Consider the following 19,114-nt stretch of genomic DNA (forward strand, 5'->3'; position numbering starts at 1 on the left):
GCACCGCAGCGAGGCGCGGAAAGCACAGAATCAGAATCACCAGCAGTAGTACCGCTATGCAGCCGGCGAGGATGCCGCCGTACATAAAACGGCGGCAAAGATCGGTAGCAGCTGTTTCATCCGTCTCTTACAGGTAACCCTGTTCCGCCAGCGAAACGCAGCCTTCGTGGCCTACAACGATGTGATCGAGCGTTCTCACACCGACCAGATCCAGCGCATCCTTCAACTTGTGGGTTAGCGTGCGATCCGCTTGGCTGGGTTCGGGATCGCCGGATGGATGGTTGTGCACCAAAATCATGGCGGCAGCGTTGTGCTCCAGAGCGATCTTCACGACCTCCCTTGGGTAAACGCTCGCGCCATCCAGGGTGCCCCGGAACAGCTCGTGAAACGCAATGACCCGGTGCTTACAGTCCAGCATCAGCAGGGCAAAGACTTCGTACTCATAGGCCTCCAGTAGCGTCTGCAGGTGGCTGAATACGTCCTGTGGCGCTGTAAGTTGCCGTCCCCGACGCAAGCGCTGGCTGGCCAGCTGTTTGGCCATCAACAGGATGTCGGCTTCAGTGACTGGTGACTCGATCAGGTAGGTGCCAGCGGTCTCACCGGCCTTGATTTTGTGCAATCGCATATTCAGCTCCATGGGCCGGGTGGCCAGTCTAGGCATTCAGGGTTTGGTGCTTGGCTTCCAGCTTTTCAGTCAGGCTGGGTTTGCCCGACGAGTGCGATATGGCTTTGGAAAGCGGCTGTTCGTGGGCGCTCTCGATGGGGAAGAATTCTTCGACGATGGCGCTGACGTCTTCCTCGTTTTCCTCGAAGGCACCGTTGCCGAAGCCGCGTCTTGCCGCTTCGTCCAGCGCGTTCTGATCGAAGCCCGCCTTTTGCCGCTGTTGATCGAGCTCAGTTGCGTTACGCAGCGCCTCGGTCATGTCCATTCCGCTGCGTACGGTCAGGTCGGTGTAGAAGATCGGTGTGCCGTGGCTCTGCCGGGTGGACTTGCCACGAAGTCGCAGTTCCAGCGGCAGGCAGGCCAGGCGGTTTCCGGAGATGGCCTGGAAGTAATGAAGGCGTGCGGCCAGGGTGCGGATGCTGTTGAAGCCGGTGGTACGGAAGACGAAGCTACCCAACAGATCCTCATCGCCAATCACCACGTTCAGCCGGCCATAGGGCTTGCAGGCTCCGCCTTTCGCCAGCGGGCAGGCATCTGGCGAAGGGCAGGGCAGCGATTGCATGCCGTCCTGGGTGACTCGCTTGCAGGTTTCGCCATTGCCGACGCAGACCGGGCGACCTGACTGGCGATCAAATAGCGTGTAGTCAGCACGAAAATTCAGCTCCGGTTCGTTGAACAGCAGGCGCACCGGGATACTGCGCAGCTTGTCGTCCTTGCTCTGACGCAGCTCATCGTTTAGTGGGTGTACCAGCCAGCCGTCGCGGCTCTGCACCTGGGAAGTGATGGTGAACTGGTCATCCTTCTCTGGCAGACGCTTGCCGTTCTTCTCGATGACCTTGCCAATGGAAATCCGCCCGAGTACCGGCGGGGTAATAGCCAGACCTTTGAGCATGGTGGTTCTCCTGAAATAAAAAAAGGCCAGCCACGCAGCGCCAACTGCGTGGACTGGCCAAGGGGAGGGAAGTGATTGAGGGAAATCAGCCGATTAGGAAGCGTCGGGCGCCGGGCTTGATGAGTGAATATTTGTCTCGCAGATGAGGCCTGTCCCTGAGCAGTCGGGCCACATCGAAGCCGATGCTGTCTTTGGCCTTTCTCCAGCTGACGCAGCCGTTAGCAAACTCGGCCCTCGTCGCTTCGCCCATCGCCTGCTGAAGCATCTGCTTGAGCTGTGCCTCACGCGTGTGCTTCTCTTCGATGGATTGACGCAGCGCCTTGAGCTCGACGAATGCAGCTGACAGTCCGGGCTGGTCCCTGAAGTCCACCGTCTGGCCATCGTCCTCTGGATACAGGCAGCGCAGCGCAGATTCAGCGGACGCTGTCCCATCTGCGGGTGGCGGCGTGTCGGTTTCGACGTATCTCCAGAACGTGCGCTCCAGCTCTATCAAGCGAGCGATCATCTCTTCGTCGCGCTCGATGCGATGGATCTCCAGGTGCTGACCGCCGAGCACAACCGCCACATCCGCAGCCTGCTTGCCGGTGACGGCGAGCTGGTGCATCACCTGCAGTTGCACATACTCGGGTACCCCTTCTTTCCAGAGGCGTGCCCCGTTTATGCCGGCAGTCTTGCATTCGAGAATTTGTACATCGTCGGCACCGATTACCTCGCGATCGATGTTTGCCAGCATCCAAGACAGGTCAGGGTCCGGATGCTGCAGCACAGCGTTGATGCGTCGAACCTTGTTGCCGGTGCGCTTGCTGTAGTGCCAGGCCACAATCGGCTCAAGGACGTTGCCCCAGTACATCGCGCTTTCTTCATCATCGGGGTCGGTTTTTGGTAATCCGGTGTCGCGTCCGGTCTTCTCCAACCACAGTTCCAGCTGCGACTTGTAGGGGTTGAGGCCAACGGATGCCGCGGCATCCGAGCTACCGATGCCTCGTTTGCGTACTTCCAGCCACTCTTCTCGGGGTAATTCCTTTGTACTGATCAGGCGAAGGGCTGACCGGGGTCTGCTGGTGCTGCGGTTCAATGAAGTCGCTTTCATGCTGTTCACCTTACGGGCATAAAAAAGCCCGATCAGCGCGAAGCTGACCGGGCGATAAGGTTGAAATGGGGGTTAAGCGGCGAGCTGTAGAGCCGCGTCCAGAGCACGTTGCTTGATCTGCGCGCCCTGGCCAAACCAGGCCGAGTCGAGGCGGTATTCGGTGCTTCGTGCCCGACGCTCGTGATCGACGTACTCGGTCACGGCATTGAGCAGGCCCCAGGCAGTGCCTTTGGCTGAGTCCAACTGACTGCCCCGGCCACGGCCTTCGTACATTTCCTGAACCTTGCGCAGGGCGCGCTCGTTCGGCAGCTGTTCGGGTAGCTGGCCGGTAGGGCTGACATCGCACATCACATTCATGAAAAACCCCATGGCCTCATGCCACTGAACCCTGCGTTCGGCCAGATGGCGCATGCGGTACATGAAGTCGTCCCATTGCGAGACGGCAATACCTAGTTGTTTCTTTACAACCGCCGGATCGAAGCGAGTGTTGTGCGGCACCTTGATCGCTCGGCTGGTGCCGTCCAGAGCGACGGTCAGGGTGTTGTTGCACACCACGCGTACAGTGGTCGGCGTTGCGGTGGTGGCCAGTGTGCCGTCGCACGACGTAGCCAACAGCAGGTAGCCGTTGACCTGGTCGTTACCCTTGATCGCTGTGCCTTGCCCAGTGCGTGCAAGCGCCCAGAACTTGCGGCCGCCCTTGAGCACTCCAGCGGTTTCCAGCTCGTAGCCGGAGACCTCGGTCAGGTCCCGGTAGAACTCGAGTACCTCCCGTGGCTGCACGGTGTGATATCGCTTGGAGACCACTGACAGTGGCGCCTTGGTGTCGGAACGGTAGAGCACCTTCTGCTCTGGGAAGGAATGAATTGAGCCGAGATGGCCGATAGCGTCCGATTTGAAATGAACAGGGCTTTCCAGTATCTGCCAGTTCATGCCGGCTTCGCGTTGCCAGACTTCGATAGGCTGTTTCCGCGGCAGGTTGTTGCCCAGCCCGTGCCATGGGGTAGCGCCAGCGTAGGCCATTGTTTCAACGAGATGAGCCATCGTGATACTCCTCAAAACATCAAATGTAATAACGTTTCGTTCTGCACTGAGGTGAAATCAACGTTCAGTTTGTGAAAAAGCAATACCGCAGTGGTGACACTCATAATTGTCGAGAACTTGAGAGTCGATTTCCTCACCCATCTTGGCTCCGGCCAGACCTCCGGCAGTTCCACCAGCCAGGCCGCCCAGAATCGCGCCGGCCAGGCTACCCAGCGTCACGCCCACGGGGCCAGCGAAAGCCCCGATTAGAGCACCGCTTTTTGCACCGGCCATAGCGCCGGCTGCTCCGCTCGCTGTACCGCCAACGGCACCAACCGCACCACCGATCTTGCGACCATAATGGCGAGCAACAACGCGAAGAGAACCGCAGGAAGGACAGCAAATACTCATTATTCAGACTCCTGTTCAAGAGAAAATACCCCGAGGTAGAGACGAGCTTTTTGTGCCCGGCTTCCAGTAGGTAATACAGGGCTGAAAATTTTTTGAATCCTGTAGCGTGACAGCGGCCTTGATGTTAGAGCTGTATGCTCGAATCGGTAATGGCACATGATGTTCGTGAGATAACGTGAGCCATCCAAAAGGACATAGGCCCTTCCTGGGGCAGGCAGGGATAGCACGTGCGTGACTCTGATAAACGTTGCCAGCAGTTCTACCAAGACCAATACGCCAAATATTTGCAGTGCTATACCCCTGGCGAAGCACTCAATGAGTGCCTGCATGATTTTTTGGATCAGCGACCAAGCGGGAAGTACAGCTCACGCAACCGTGCAGCTGGCTTGGCGTCCGCACAGTTTTGGTGGGCCTCGGAGACAGTAGCCGAGGCTGACCTAGCCAGTCTGGCATTGGCACGGGTGCTCCACTTTGATGACGTGATCGATATCGATTTGCTGAGTCATCTGGCCACGCACAACGCAGATCAGCTGCGATGGGCCGTCCGTTATTCAAAGTTGTTTACGCGCAGGGATTCGCCGCTCTGGGTCCACCTGCGCAAGAGTTGCGCGGGCCTGCAATGGCAGACGTTCATAGATGAACAGAAAAGCCAGCTGTTGTGGTGCTACTGGATGCGCCGCGCGATTGAGACCTTTGCCGCTTCTGAGCTTGCCGGAAAGCTGATCGGCAGTACCGACAACCATGAGGCTAACCAGCTCGCCTACATCAAGACCATACGCAGCCAGCTTTATCTGCAAGTGGTTTTCGGGCTTGGAGAGCGCGTAAGGTTGAACAACGGAGCTGAAGTGACGTTGTTCCACGCAATGTTGGCGAGTGAGCTGACCAGAGCGTTTTTCGAACAAGCCTACCTGCAGCCTTATCAGCGTTACTTGGATGAGTCGGGCGAGCCCATAACCGCGCTTGGGCGTTTGGCCTTTGAGGGTCTGCTACAGGGCGAGAATCGTTTTCCCATGACCTGGTCGGAGCAGCCAGAAAAAATTCAGCGGATCCGCGCATGGACGGTGAGTGATGATCACCCCGATGGGGATCCTGAAGCAGCGAAGGCGATCTTGCAGTTTTGGACTAGTGATCTCCAGACACTATCCGAGCAAGTGAAGCAACCCCCGAATTTGCCAACGCCAAGGCTATCGGAGAAGCCGTTTTACAAGATAGGTCGTTACAGCTTTCAGTTCCCTTGGGTGGCTGGCCGGCAAAACTCCCTGTCGGCTGCTGTAAACAATCTCCGGCGAGTCGAGCAGCGTCGGTCAGAGCTGCGCAGCGAAACAGAACGGATTGAGCATAACCTCGCCCATTCTCTTCGGCAACGCGGGTTCCACGTCGTTGTGGGCTACGAGCCTCGACGAGTAGACGCGCAGGATGCTGGAGAGATTGACCTGTTGGCGTGCCTGGCTGGTGTAATTCTTTTGCTTGAAGTGAAGTCGGGATTTATTCGCTCCACCCAACAGGAGGTCTGGTTACATCGCACAAATACGCTACGCAAGGCTGCCAGGCAGTTAAGGCGTAAAAGTGTGGCGGTGCGGCAAGCACTGCAACATGACCTAGGCTTACGTGCGGCGTTGGGGCTTGCTGCGCCCGATCCGCTGCCCACCTTGCATGGTTGGGTAGTTGATACTTCGATCGAATTTGATGGCGAGGTGGTTGATGGCTTTCGTATCGTTTCGCGCGAAGTTATTGAACTAGCTCTTCGTGACGAGCTTCATTACCTGAAGGCGCTAGATAAACAGGGCGCGAATGAGGTGGCCACGCTTTATCCGGAAGGGTTCAGTGCGTCGGCATTTGCACGGATAATCGAGCAAAGTGAAGTGTGGAAAGAACTATAGGTGCCTGCGTTATGCAGCGGCTTACTTCTTCTGCTTCGGATCTATAATTGCTACTTATATCTTTGATCGGGTTCATGGATGATAAAATACCGCTACGCATTAAATGAAAATGGCCAGACCATATGTGCAGACGACATCGCCGGAAAGGTCATAAGTGAAAAGTTCACCTGTCTAGGTTGTGAAAACCCGCTGATCGCAAGGGTTAACGGAGAGAAGGTGCGTCCGCACTTTGCTCATAAAGCGCAGGTGGAGTGCAGCGGCGAAACATACTTGCATAAGCTCGGTAAAGCGACGTTTGTTGATGTATACACGAGATGTCTGGAGGCTGGTGAGCCATTTGTAATTAAGCTGGCGGCTACGAAGGTATGCCGCAAATTTCACCCTGCGATAATAACTGCTTGTGATCTGGGTTGTGTTGAGAAGGAATATGACCTGACGGAATACTTTCACAACATTCAGGTTGAAAAGCGGGATGGTCAATTTGTTCCAGATGTGTTGATTTCTAGCGAATCCAGGCCTTCTGAAAAAATATACATTGAAATAGCTCATACTCATTTCATGTCGGAGCGAAAAGAAAGCTCTGGAAATCGAGTAATTGAGATACCTATAGAGACAGAAGAAGATATCAATAAAATTAGAAAATCGAGTTTGTCGGCAAGTGACGCCCTTTTTATTGGTTTTAATCACGCAACAGAAGCTATCACTGACTCTGAGTGTAAGTGCGCAGCTAGGAAGTGTTACGCTTTTTTTGTGTACGAAAGTGGCAAAGCCAATCTGGAGTTTAACGAGCTGAGAGTGGTGCATTCAAAAGCGCGTAAATCAGATAAGCTTATTTATAGTAATTTATTTTTTTCCAATGCGGGAGCAAAGTCTCCTTTTGAGAACCAGGCGGAGGGTGGCCGTTTATTTATCGAACAGGTTGAGCTCGCTGCAAACCGGAACGTATCAATTAAGAACTGTTATCTCTGCCGCTATCACGCGGAAAGTTACGATGCCCTAAAAGGCCTTCCAATTTTCTGCAAGACGTTTAAAAAGGCTTGTGGGTCTAACGAGGCGGCCGATTGCGAGCGGTATCGGAGAGCTGTTTAGATCTTGATAGGCACAGCGTTCACCTTCGCCACAATCTGCGACTCGCTTCCGGCAACCTGCCTGAAAAATTGACCTGTATGAAAGTACATCATTGGTATGACTAGTTCGGCGACATATCCTGCGTCATGCCCACTGTATGGGCGGGATAGAGCCACTGGAATGGATGCCTACTCAAACAGGGGCGATTCAGATGGGTTGTCGTAGCGCAGGGGAAGAGCAATCGGGTGCCCTCCACCGATTTGTCGAAGCGCCAGCTCACCACCACAGGCGTTGGCGGCAACACGAAGCAGCTTGAACGGTTGAAGATGACAATTACTACCTGATTAGGCAGGATGTGGGCTGATATCAAACTGATATCAAGCTTGACGATTAACGGATTGACGCAAGACCAACATTGGATAGTCAGAGATAATGGCAGCTTTGCAGATCATTCCGTCCCTCAACGCCCGCTCAGCGGGTGCTGTGAGCTGGGAACCCACAAGTGATGCCATGACCAATCAGCAGTCTCTGATCAATTTCGGCTTCAAGTTCGGCAGAAGCGGAGCGCATGACTCCCGCACCATGATGTTGCCGGAGCTGCGTCGCCTTTTCTCCAGCACGCAATTTACCGATAGTCGCCCGCTGTATCGTGAGCAAATCACGGAGTTGAACTGCCTAGACAAGCCCACTAGCCGAGCGCGCAAGCTCACGGTCGGGCATCTGGTCGATCTCTACGGTCTGTCACCTGATATCCCACTGTTTCGCATTTTTCGCCAGCTTTGGGATGTGCGCATTGAGGCGCAGCCATTGCTCGCGCTGCAACTAGCGGTGGCTCGTGATCCACTGTTACGTGTGTCTGTTCCGCTGATGTTGGAGCTCAAGCCCGGTGAGCCTCTGCAGCGTGAGCAAACTGAGGCGGTATTGGCTGCTCAAGATCCCAATCGTTTCAGTCCTGCGTCACTCAAGTCCTATGCCCAAAACATCAACGGCAGCTGGACTCAGGCCGGATTTCTGAGTGGGCGCATCAAAAAGAGTAGGGCGCAGCCGCAGGTAACCGAGGTGAACGTCGCCTATGCCCTGTTTCAGGCTTATCTCAATGGTTTGAGCGGGCAGCGCCTGTTCTCCAGTGAGTGGTGCAAGCTGCTGGATTGCCGTGTTGAACGCCTGACAGAGCTTGCACGTACGGCATCCTTGCGGGGGCTGATCACATTCAAACAATCGGGTGAAGTCATAGAGGTCGGTTTCCCTGACTTCCTCACTCAAACCGAAAAGGCCTGGCTCCATGAGTAGTCGCCTCAATAAGCTCATCAAAAACTACGCTCGCCATATCAGCCTGCCTTGGCAAGTGGGCCTGGCAGATGAGCAGCGCGTTCTGTTTGCCGTTTATCACAAGGAAGACGAGCTTAAGCTGCGTGCGCGAATCGAAGAATTCAAAGTGGCCACGGAAGGCGCAGGCCATCCCTGGCTGGCGCTGGATATCACCAATGCATTTCCCGAGTGGATGGCTGCGGAAGAGTACCGGGATGCCTATTTCACTGACCCCAGCGATCTGATCGGTAACTACCCCGATTTCATTCAGGACCTTCTAGATCGACTGGAGCAGCAACTGGGTGACCAAGCTAACGAGAACACCCTCGTAGCGCTGATTGGCAGCGGTGCCTTGTTTGGTTTCGGCTCAGTCGCGGGGTTCGTCAAAGCGCTCTCTGCGCATGTGCCCGGTAGGCTGCTGGTGCTCTTCCCGGGCGAGTACATCGACAACACCTATCGCTTATTGGACGCCCGTGACGGCTGGGGCTACCACGCCACGCCGCTGACGGCTGACAACTGACTGTTTTGCTTTAAGGGACTGACATGCTTAACCGCGAAATTTACCTGCACGATCCGCTGGAAAACCGCCTGGCTAACAACGGTGTCGCCGAAGTGAAGGACGATCTGTCCGAGCAGGCGCTCAACACCCTTCGTTATGAGCTCAAGACGTTCGTCTGTGAAGGTGAGTACCAGGCCGGTATGGACAAGATCCTGTCTACCTATCTGCGCAACCTGGGCAGCAATCATGAGCAGCCGGGTGTATGGATCAGCGGTTTCTTCGGTTCGGGTAAGTCGCACATGGCCAAGATGCTGCGCACCCTGTGGGTCGACCAGGCTTTCCCGGACGGCCTTACCGCACGCCATATTGCCAACCTACCTCAGAACGTTGCTGACGCATTCAAAGAGCTGAGCATTCAGTCGCGTCGCTATGGCGGCCTGCATGCTGCATCCGGCACGCTCGGTGCTGGTGCGAACAACAATGTGCGCCTCGCACTGTTGGGCATCATCTTCAAGTCGGCGGGCCTGCCGGAGCAGTACCACCAGGCTCGTTTTGTCCTCTGGCTGAAAGAGCAAGGCTACTTCGATGCCGTTAGACAGGCAGTAGAAAATGCCGGCAAACCCTGGGAGCGTGAGCTGAGCAAGCTGTACGTCTCGCCACTAATTGCCAATGCTTTGCTCCAGACCTACCCGGACATGGCCAGCGACACGCAAGGTGTGCATCAACTGCTCAAAGGTCAATTCCCGACAGTCACTGATGTGACCAACGACCAAATGGTCCAGGCTATCGCCGATGCGCTGGATCGCGAAGGCCAGTTCCCGCTCACCCTGGTTGTGCTCGACGAAGTCCAGCAATACGTGGGTAACGATGTAGACCGTGCACACATGATCCAGGAGGTCGTTGAGACCTGCTGTAAACACTCGGCTTTCGGTAATCGTCTGTTGTTCATTGCTACCGGCCAGAATGCGCTGTCCGGTATGCCGAACTTGATGCGTCTGATGGGTCGTTTCCAGATTCCTATCATGCTCAGCGACACCGACGTGGAGTCGGTCATCCGTAAGGTCATCCTGCAAAAGGTCGAGACCGCTCGTGCCGGGCTGCAGGCGCTTCTGACCAAGCACCTAGGCGAGATTTCTCGTCATCTGCGGGGCACCAAGGTGGAGTATCACCAGGATGACGAGAAGGTCATGCTGGCCGACTACCCACTGTTGCCCGTGCGCCGCCGTTTCTGGGAGAAGGTGCTGCGTATTGTCGATACCACCGGCACTGTTTCGCAGCTGCGTAACCAGCTCAAAGTCATCCACGAGGCCGCCAAGGCCACGGCGGAGAAAGAGTTGGGCAATATCGTTCCCGGCGACTTTATCTACCAGCAGATCGCGCCCAATCTGCTGCAGACCGGCGTCATTTCCAAGGAGGACTACGAGCGCATTGCCGAGCTGTCGGCTGGAGATGACGACCAGCAACTGCAGTCGCGTCTGCTCTCGCTGATTCTGCTGATTGGCAAGCTGCCGACAGACTTGATTTCCGACTGCGGTGTACGCGCCACCGCCGACATGTTGGCTGACCTTCTGGTAGATAACCTCAACCAGGGCAAAGACGAGCTCCGTGCGCGCATCCCCGTTCAACTGGATGCCATGGCCAAGAATGGTCAACTGATGGCCATGGAGACCAGTGCCGGTGTCGAGTACCGTCTGCAAACCCAAGAAAGTGCTCAGTGGTACGATACCTTCCGCCAGCAAGAGGCCGACCTGCGCGGCAATATGCAACGTGTCGAGAATTTCCGGATCGACCTGCTGCACAAGCAAATCAAGTCCGAACTGGCCAAGGTCCGTGTCACTCAGGGGGCGTGCAAAGAAAACCGCCAAATAATTGCCTGCTTCGATGCAGAAGTGCCCAAAGATGCCAACCAGAAAATCTATCTCTGGGTACAGGACGGTTGGAGCCTGAACGAATCATCCTTCCTTGCAGAGGCGCGTAAAGCGAACCCGGATCTACCGACGCTGTACCTCTATATCCCCGCGCGCAACCGTTCCGAGCTGAACAACGCCATCATCCACCAGGAAGCCGCCGATGCGACCCTGAGCCTGCGCGGCATGCCCAATACCGAGGCGGGCAATGATGCCCGCAAGGCGATGGAGACCCGCCAGCGCGATGCGCAGAAGCAGGTTGACCAGCTCCTTAAGGAAATCCTTTCGGGTGTACAGGTACTGCAAGCCGGAGGTGCGGAAGTCGACGGCAACAGTATTGCCGAGCGCATTCAAACCGCTGCTCAAGCCTCCGTGGTGCGTCTCTACCGCGAATTCGACATGGCCGACAGCCCGCATTGGGCCAAGGTTTACGACCGTGCCCGCAAGGACGGCGGTCAGAACGCCCTGGAAGCCGTAGGCTTTACTGGCGATACGGAGAAGCATCCGGTATGCGCTACCGTTATGCGGTACATCGGTGGCTCAAAAAAAGGCACCGAGATCCGTGAGCAATTTGCTGCGCCGCCGTATGGGTGGCAGCAGGACACTGTAGATGGAGCGCTGTTCGCCCTGGTAGCAGCAGGCGCTCTGCGCGCAACGGACATAAGCGGTAACGCGTTAACGGCTCAAACCTTAGAGCGCCAAAAGCTAACTCAAACCACATTCCGCCCTGAGACTGTAACCATCCGCCCGGTGGATCTGATCAAGATTCGTGGCTTGATCAGCTCGCTAGGCATCGATTGTCCGCCAGGAGAAGAGCAGGCCCGCTTGCCAGCGCTGGTCACCCTGGCCCGCGAGCTGCACCAAGCTGCAGGTGGTGAGGCGCCGGCTCCTGCGCGTCCGGACGCCAGCTTGATTGATGAGATCGCCAAAGAAAGTGGCAATACCCAGCTCAAACTGGTGCTGGACAACAAGGATGCCATCAAACCGCTGCTTGACGCCTGGCGTAGCCTGGGTGAACAGCTGCGTTCCCGCCGCAGTGACTGGGATCTGCTGCAAACCTTACTGCGGCTTAGCAAGGGATTGGCCTTCGGTGAGAAGCTCAAAGGCGAAGTGGATGCCATCAAGGGTAATCGCAGCCTGCTGGCCGAGCCCAATCCGCTCGAGAGCCTGATCAGCACCACCGTTAGCCAGTTGCGTGAGGCGATCAACCACCACTTCCGCGCCTTCCATATCGAGTACCAAAAGCGCCAGGCTGAGCTGACAGCAGACAGCCACTGGCAGCAGCTCTCTGCTGCTCAGCAGAATGAACTGCTCACTCGCCGCGGCCTGGTTGAGCCCGAAGCGCTGAGCCTCGGTAGCCGTGAAGAAGTTATCGACAGCCTGGAAACCACCAGTCTGGAGCAGTGGACTGATCGTAAAGACAGCCTGGCTGCCAAGTTTGAAAGCGCCCGCCAGGAAGCAGTCAAGCTGCTGCAACCCAAGGTTCAGCATGTCAGCTTGCCTAAGCGCACCTTCGAAAACGAAGCGCAGCTGCGCCAATGGTTGGCGGAAATCGAGGCTCAGCTGCTGGCCAAGCTGGCGGAAGGCCCCGTGATGGTCTGATGGCACCCGTAGCATAGTGGCCCATTGGTGGCTTGGCCGCGGCGCGGCGTAACCCACCTAAGCGGCGCCCAAAAAATCGAATAAATGATTACGTGGCTTGCCGGTTGATAGGGCAGGCCGACTGAATACCTACAGCACTGGCTGTGGCAAGGACGTACCCATGCGCGAGTTCCTCGACAAAAAGCTTCGCAAGCAACTGGAAACCACCGTCATCAAGGCGCGAGATATTGCCGAGCAAGCCGCGCAAGAAGCACTCACCCGGCTCAGTGTTGGCGACGCCAGCGCGGCTAGTTACCTGGATGACGAGCAGCGTGCATTGCGCAACCGCTTGCGTGCCCATGGTCGTCAGCTCGGGGATCTGCGTGATACCCGTACCGGCCAGCAGGAAACTCAGCGCCTTTGTGTGGAGATTGCCTATGAGCATTGGCACCGTATGCTCTTTGCGCGCTTCCTCGAGCAGAACCACCTGCTGATGTACGACCCGCATACCGCGCTTACCCTGGAAGAGTGCCAGGAGCTGGCAGCGGATGAAGGCTGTGCCAATGGCTGGGAGCTGGCGGGCAAGCTGGCCTCACGCATGCTGCCCCAAGTGTTTCGTGCCGACTCACCCGCTTTGGCGGTGCCCCTGGCCTTTAACCACGTACGTGCGTTGGAAAAGCTGATTGCTGACCTGGACAAGGCCACCTTCGAGGCGGCCGATAGCTTGGGCTGGGTTTACCAATACTGGCAGGCCAAGAAAAAGGATGAAGTGAACGCTTCGGGCGTGAAGATTGGAGCGGACGAACTGTCGCCGGTGACCCAACTCTTCACTGAACCCTACATGGTGCAGTTCCTGCTGGATAATAGCCTGGGCGCCTGGTGGGTGACCCACTACCCGCAGCATCGTGATTTGCTGCCACTCACCTACCTGCGCACGGTGCCGGCATCTGCCGAAGTTGATTCGACCGAAAATACCCAGGTGCCCGCCGCAGGCACTTTCGACGGTTGGCCGCAAAATCTGGCGCAGTTCAAGATGCTGGATCCGTGTTGCGGCTCGGGGCACTTCCTGGTCGCCACCCTGTTAATGCTGGTGCCGATGCGTATGGCGGCCGAAGGCCTGTCAGCAGATCAAGCCGTTGATGCGGTGATCAGCCAGAACCTCCACGGCCTGGAGCTGGATCAGCGGTGCGTCGAGCTGGCTGCTTTTGCCGTTGCTCTTGAAGCCTGGCGTTATCCCGGTGCCGGTGGTTATCGCAACTTGCCGACGCTCAATATTGCTTGTGTGGGGCAACGGATTCAGACGCCGCGTGAGCAGTGGTTGGCGCTGGCTGGCGATAACCCTGAACTCAAAGCCGGCATGGCTCGGCTGTATGACACCTTCCGTGATGCGCCGATTCTGGGCTCGCTAATTGATCCGGCCCGCAGTCTAAAAGGCGATTTGCTTACGGCTGATTGGAGCCAGGTACAGCCTCTTTTAAGCAAGGCGCTTACAGTCGGAGACGCAGGTGAGGACGACCTGCAGGAGGCGGCTATTACAGCTCAAGGGTTAGCTAGAGCTGCGGAGTTACTCGGGCATCGCTATCAGTTAGTGATTACCAACGTACCCTATTTAGCACGTGGCAAGCAGTGCGAAACTCTCAGGAGTTTCTGTGAAAGCAACTACGAGCTCGCCAAGAACGATTTGGCTAACGTATTTCTGGACCGCTGTCTGGAATTAACCACGGCCGAAGGAACCGTGCAGTTTGTCATGCCCCAGAACTGGCTATTCATGACCAGCTACAGGAAGCTTCGCGAATACCTGCTCAAGAAGGTGAGCTGGAATCTTTTGGCGCGCTTGGGCTCAGGGGCTTTTGATACGATCAGTGGCGAGGTCGTAAACGTTATTCTTTTGACTCAAACGCAAACTATGCCTGCGGAAGATTTTCTGTTGCACGGTATAGATGCGAGTAATTTTAAGTATGCGCAGGAAAAAGCGGAAACTCTGCGTAGTGAGGAGCTGGTAGCTGTTGGGCAGAAGACACAGCTGGCTAACCCGGATGCTCGGATTGCTCTTGGGGATGTGCAGCTTGGTTCTTTGCTGTCCGAGCATGCGAGTTCCTTCCTTGGGCTTGGTACCGGCGACTTTGAAAAGTTCGGACGCAATTTTTGGGAACTGGCTGGAAATGCTCCCTCGGGGTGGAGTTATTTACAGTGTTCGCCAGTTGAGCATGGCCCATTTCAAGGGCTATCGCATTTAGTTGCTTGGGACTCTTCTCAGATGCGTGTTCGTGGAATGGACTCGCTTCATCGTGAGCGTATTCATAACCAAGATCAAAGTGGTCAGCAGGCGTGGGGGAAGCGGGGTGTTTCGGTTTCAGTGATGCGTGATCTAAAAGCATCGCTTTTCCAAGGTCAAAGGTACGATAAGTCTCTGGCAGTTCTTGTTCCAAAGAGCGAATGCCACCTTGCAGCTATCTGGTCGTTCTGTTCTAGCCCTGAATTCAACTCGGCAGTGAGGCAGCTTGAACAGGCTGTCATCGTTGCAAATGGTGCACTCGTAAAAGTGCCGTTTGATTTGACTTATTGGCAGCAAGTCGCCGCCGAGCGTTACCCCGACGGCTTGCCAGAACCATACTCAGACGATCCCACCCAGTGGATTTTTCATGGTAATCCGCAGCCCGCTAGCGAGCCGCTGCAGGTCGCAGTCGCACGCTTACTTGGCTACCACTGGCCGGCAGAATCGGACGCCGAGATGGAGCTATCCGATGAGGCACGAGTCTGGATCGATCGTAGCGCTAGGCTGAATACCTTGGCCGACGACGACGGTATCGTTTGCCTTTCGCCACTGCGCGCTGAAAAAGCGGCTGATGTTCGGCTGGACGGCTTGTTGGAAGCGGCCTTCGGTGGGGATTGGACGCCGCAGCGTCGTAATCAGTTATTGGACCAGGTCGGTGCCAAAAGTCTCGACGCCTGGCTGCGAGACAAGTTCTTCGAACAGCACTGCAAGCTATTCCACCACCGCCCCTTTATCTGGCAGATCTGGGACGGCCTTAAGGATGGCTTTAGTGCTTTGGTCAATTATCACAAGCTCGACCGCAACAACCTGGAGCGGCTGATTTACACCTACCTGGATACTTGGATCAGCGACCAGCAGCGTGCTGTGAGTAAGGGTGTGGAAGGTGCAGATGTCCGCGTGGCCGCCGCCCAGAATCTGAAAGACCGTCTGGTTCGCATCCTCGAAGGCGAAGCCCCCTACGACATCTTCGTACGCTGGAAGCCAATGGAGCAGCAGCCCATTGGCTGGAACCCGGACCTCAACGACGGTGTGCGCGTCAACATCCGTCCCTTTATGACGGCTGAAGTCCTGCGCCACAACAAAAAGCCCAAGCTCAACATCGAGTGGAAAAAGGATCGCGGCAACGACGTCCCCAGTGCCCCCTGGTACACCCTGGGCCTTGAGTACGGCGAAAAAGAAGGCGCCCGCATCAACGACCACCACCTGACTTTGGCCAAGAAAAAAGACGCACAAAAATAAAACTGCAGCCCTGCCAGCTTTGTGCTGGCAGGGCTTATGCACCGCAGGAGGCGAGACATGAAGCAGCTCTGGCAGCAACTGGAAAACCACCTAAGCGCTCACAATCCCGAGCTGATTGCCGACCTAAACCCCCCGGCTACCGATGCCCAGATTCGCGAGCTCGAAAAGACCATAGGCGCGCAACTGCCTGCCGTTTTTGTCGCCTGCCTGAAAATTCACAATGGGCAAAAGGGCAAAGCTGACTGGTTGTTCGAGGGGCACGAGTTTCTCTCAATTGAGAAAATTCTGATGGACTGGGCGACCTTGAATCGGCTGCTTAAAGGTGGCGATTTCGACGGAGAAGCCGCAAAGCCGGATCCTGAAGTGATTGCTGAGTGGTGGAGCCCAAGCTGGGTGCCGTTTACTTCCAGTGGTGGTGGCGACCATCTCTGCCTGGATCTTGCGCCTTCCTCAAAGGGCACACCTGGCCAAGTCATCAAGTATTCAGGTGAGTTGCCCTCCAGGCGTTTGAAGGCATCGAGTTTCTCCAAGTGGTTTGAGTCGTTTGTGAAAGCCAAAGTCGGCTGCTGAGGTGCGATATGGAAAAAACGCTTACCGAGCTGCGCGAGGAGCGCCTGCAGAAATTATTTGCTGACTGTCAGCAGCAAGTGCTTGGGCAGATCATTGGCCCCTTTGGCCTGTCCATGGCCATGTTCGAAGACAAGAACGGGGGCAACGTTACGACGCTACGTAATTTCTCGCGCGATGACGACACCTATGTCGCGACGGAATCAGATAAGACACTTCATGCGCACTCAAAAATTGAGTATGACGAAGATGTGAGGTCACTCTACGAGGTAGACACACAAAAAAAAGCCAAGAATGCGGGTGGCAAGACTTGGGAACAAAAGCGCGCTGATAAAATAAAGTTAGGTGTGGATGAGTACACTGGCGCAGCTGTTTCATCAGATGGGAAAACTAAAGTTAAAAGCGGTGAAGTGGTAAATGCTGAGCTCGACCATGTTGTGTCGATTGGCGAAACCCACAGTACTGCGAAGAATCATCTTGCTCTAGGTAAGGTTGTTACCGATCCCGCAACAGGTGAGCAGGTGGTTGATACTTCTCGCATTCGAGAAATGGTGAATCACGATGACAATCTGGCTCTGACGAATAAGCCAGCTAACGGCTCTAAGAAAGCTCATGATCTCAAGGAGTGGGCTGGTAGGGAGAGGGCTGATGGTACGACTAACGCAGAAGAGTTTGGGTTAGACGATAAGCTGGTTAATGAGGCCTATTCGAAAGCTAGGGCTCATGCCGAGAACACGGCAAATAGCGCTCTTCTAAAGAAACAAGCAACAGAACTGCTACAAACTGGTGGCAAGCAGGCTGCTCTAATGGGCCTCAGGCAATCGCTTGGGTTGCTGTTGACTGAACTGGTCAATGGCCTTTTCAACGAATTTAAAGTACTGATCAAGGCTGGCGTTGAGGCAGGCAAGACGCTCTTCGAGGAGATCAAAGAGCGTCTTCAGCGCGTGATAGCCTCTGTGGTCAAGAAAATCCCCGCAGCTGCTTCCCAAGCCTTTCAGGGTGGGGTCAGTGGCTTTATGAGCAACCTGATCACCTTCTTGATCAACAACTTTCTCTCTACGGCCAAGCGCTTCGTTACCATCATCCGCGAGGGGCTGCTGGGTCTGGTCAAGGCTTTCAAGATGATCATGTTCCCACCTAAAGGCATGACATCCAGTGAGGCACTGCAGGAAGGATTGAAGGTCCTGACCGCCGTTGTGGTGACCAGTGTGGGCTTTCTGCTGCAGGAGAGTGTGGCGACCTTTCTAAAGACCGTGCCATTTCTCATTCCCGTCGCGGATGCGGTCTCCGGGGTATTGATTGGCATCATGACGGGGCTGCTTTCCGCATTTCTGGCGTATCAGCTGGATAACGTGTTCGCGCGTTACCGGTACGCTTATGACGAAAAACTCCTCGATGCTATAGCTACCGATGCCAAGCTCACCGAGAAAATGGCGAGTGACTTGGTGGTAGCTTCCGAAGCGTCACTCTCGTCTATCGCGAAATACGGTGAGTCGATAAAAAGCTACGAAAAAACTGGTGAGCTGTTGGGCGCGGCTGGGCGCGCATCACAAGCGGTGGCGTCCAGCCTTGCGCAAGCTGTCGAAAGTGCGAAGACGCAAGTGGTCGAGACGAAGGAGATGATTTCCTACCTCGACGAAACCAATGCATTGTTAGACGATTTTTTTGGTAAGAAGGCAACGGAATGAGCAGTTTGACTGGTAAAGAAGTCCAAATCGTTACCGCACTATCAACAGCGGATCTGCCGGAAGCACTGATTGGTAATAGTTGCGTTAAGGAACTAGTTGGGGCTGTTGTTGGCGCACAGCAACAGACTAAAGCCGCCAACGATAAGTTGCAGGCTGCTCGCAGTGAAAAAGATTCGCAGAACGCAGTGTCAAGGTGGTGGAATAATACAGAAGATAAGATTAAAGACGCTCAGCTTGATCTTACTACGACAATTTCTAATCTAAATCGCCATTCATCTCAGTTGTTAATTTTCAACACCGCTATTTCTAAAGTCCTATGTGATCAGCAGGATATATTGCTTCGCCAGCAAAAAATTCTCGAAGAACAGGCCGCTCAGCTTAAGCAACAGAACCTGGAAATTCTCGATCAGCAGAAGGCGCTTGAGATCCAACAGGGCGAGATTAAAAAGGCGAATCAAGGGCTGATGGAGGCCAAGGGTGTTACTGCCGAACAAGCGCGCAACCTGGTCGGTTGTGTGCAAAGGGTCGAGGCGGCAGAGGAGCGGATTTCGGAGGTCAACCGCCAGCTCCTGGTAGCGATCGAGGAGCATCTCAACCAGGTTCGTAAAGATCTTGGTGCATCCCAGTCTTCGGCGGTGGCTGCCCTCGAGTCACGTGGTGACGAGCTAGTTCGGTTAATCGAAGGACATGAGCATCAGCTTGCGAGCCACTCAGCGCTGCAGCAAGAGCTTCAGGGGCGCTTGGCTCGCTTCGAGGAAGCGATGCCGCAGCAGATAGAAAAATCGATCAGCCAGCTTGTCGCTCCTGTCTTCCACCGAGTGGGGGTGCTTGAGCAGCGCAATGGCGAGCTGGCCCTACAGCAATCAAAATTGGCGAAGTGGGTGGTGGCAAGCTCCAGCTTGGCTGGAGTTGCGCTGGCAGGTCTGGCACTCGCCATGCTCCTCTTAAGGCAGAATGGGGTGTTTTAAGCGCGGTACGGAATTGCCGGCAGATGGTTTTCCGGCAGTTCCGGAAGCCGCAACCGG

The 19,114-nt window shown here is 55.5% G+C and carries 14 protein-coding genes; 9 read left to right on the forward strand and 5 right to left on the reverse strand.

Annotated features, from left to right (window positions below; genetic code table 11):
- Nucleotides 1-127: 127 nt before the first annotated feature.
- From radC to P5704_000190, 5 genes are all read right to left on the reverse strand, one after another.
- Nucleotides 128-625 carry a DNA repair protein RadC gene (gene radC / locus P5704_000170; GenBank protein WOF78968.1) on the reverse strand — a complete coding sequence of 166 codons (498 nt, stop codon included), beginning with the start codon at nt 623-625 and terminating at the stop codon, nt 128-130.
- Nucleotides 626-653: 28 nt separating this feature from the next.
- Nucleotides 654-1,556, reverse strand: a complete 903-nt coding sequence (locus P5704_000175; protein ID WOF78969.1) for a hydrolase or metal-binding protein — start codon at nt 1,554-1,556, stop codon at nt 654-656.
- 85 nt (nt 1,557-1,641) lie between these two features.
- Nucleotides 1,642-2,646 (reverse strand): YqaJ viral recombinase family protein, encoded by a 1,005-nt coding sequence (locus P5704_000180; GenBank protein ID WOF78970.1) that lies wholly within the window; start codon nt 2,644-2,646, stop codon nt 1,642-1,644.
- 72 nt (nt 2,647-2,718) lie between these two features.
- Complete coding sequence (locus P5704_000185) at nt 2,719-3,687, reverse strand: DUF932 domain-containing protein (GenBank protein WOF78971.1); 969 nt, start codon at nt 3,685-3,687, stop codon at nt 2,719-2,721.
- 57 nt (nt 3,688-3,744) lie between these two features.
- Nucleotides 3,745-4,077 carry a hypothetical protein gene (locus P5704_000190; GenBank protein ID WOF78972.1) on the reverse strand — a complete coding sequence of 111 codons (333 nt, stop codon included), beginning with the start codon at nt 4,075-4,077 and terminating at the stop codon, nt 3,745-3,747.
- A gap of 227 nt (nt 4,078-4,304) precedes the next feature.
- Here P5704_000190 and P5704_000195 point away from each other — a divergent pair, with 227 nt between their 5' ends.
- The 9 genes from P5704_000195 (at nt 4,305) to P5704_000235 (ending at nt 19,057) form a co-directional block, all read left to right on the forward strand.
- Entirely contained in the window at nt 4,305-5,957 is a 1,653-nt protein-coding gene (locus P5704_000195) for a nuclease-related domain-containing protein (protein ID WOF78973.1), read from the forward strand.
- 78 nt (nt 5,958-6,035) lie between these two features.
- Nucleotides 6,036-7,046 (forward strand): competence protein CoiA family protein, encoded by a 1,011-nt coding sequence (locus P5704_000200; protein WOF78974.1) that lies wholly within the window; start codon nt 6,036-6,038, stop codon nt 7,044-7,046.
- A 489-nt stretch (nt 7,047-7,535) separates the two neighbouring features.
- Complete coding sequence (locus P5704_000205) at nt 7,536-8,315, forward strand: hypothetical protein (GenBank protein WOF78975.1); 780 nt, start codon at nt 7,536-7,538, stop codon at nt 8,313-8,315.
- A complete protein-coding gene (locus P5704_000210; GenBank protein WOF78976.1) occupies nt 8,308-8,853 on the forward strand; it encodes a DUF1788 domain-containing protein in 546 nt (181 codons plus the stop codon). The genes P5704_000205 and P5704_000210 overlap by 8 nt, the downstream gene beginning before the upstream one ends.
- A gap of 23 nt (nt 8,854-8,876) precedes the next feature.
- Nucleotides 8,877-12,341: a BREX system P-loop protein BrxC gene (gene brxC / locus P5704_000215; protein ID WOF78977.1), complete on the forward strand. Its 3,465-nt coding sequence runs from the start codon at nt 8,877-8,879 to the stop codon at nt 12,339-12,341.
- Between the two features lie 160 nt (nt 12,342-12,501).
- Nucleotides 12,502-15,834, forward strand: a complete 3,333-nt coding sequence (locus tag P5704_000220; GenBank protein WOF78978.1) for an N-6 DNA methylase — start codon at nt 12,502-12,504, stop codon at nt 15,832-15,834.
- Nucleotides 15,835-15,891: 57 nt separating this feature from the next.
- Nucleotides 15,892-16,404 carry an SMI1/KNR4 family protein gene (locus P5704_000225; protein ID WOF78979.1) on the forward strand — a complete coding sequence of 171 codons (513 nt, stop codon included), beginning with the start codon at nt 15,892-15,894 and terminating at the stop codon, nt 16,402-16,404.
- 8 nt (nt 16,405-16,412) lie between these two features.
- Nucleotides 16,413-18,089: a hypothetical protein gene (locus P5704_000230; GenBank protein WOF78980.1), complete on the forward strand. Its 1,677-nt coding sequence runs from the start codon at nt 16,413-16,415 to the stop codon at nt 18,087-18,089.
- Nucleotides 18,086-19,057: a hypothetical protein gene (locus tag P5704_000235; GenBank protein WOF78981.1), complete on the forward strand. Its 972-nt coding sequence runs from the start codon at nt 18,086-18,088 to the stop codon at nt 19,055-19,057. The genes P5704_000230 and P5704_000235 overlap by 4 nt, the downstream gene beginning before the upstream one ends.
- The last annotated feature ends 57 nt before the right edge of the window (nt 19,058-19,114 follow it).

The sequence above is a fragment of the Pseudomonas sp. FeN3W genome (genome assembly GCA_030263805.2).
GTDB lineage: Bacteria > Pseudomonadota > Gammaproteobacteria > Pseudomonadales > Pseudomonadaceae > Stutzerimonas > Stutzerimonas stutzeri_G.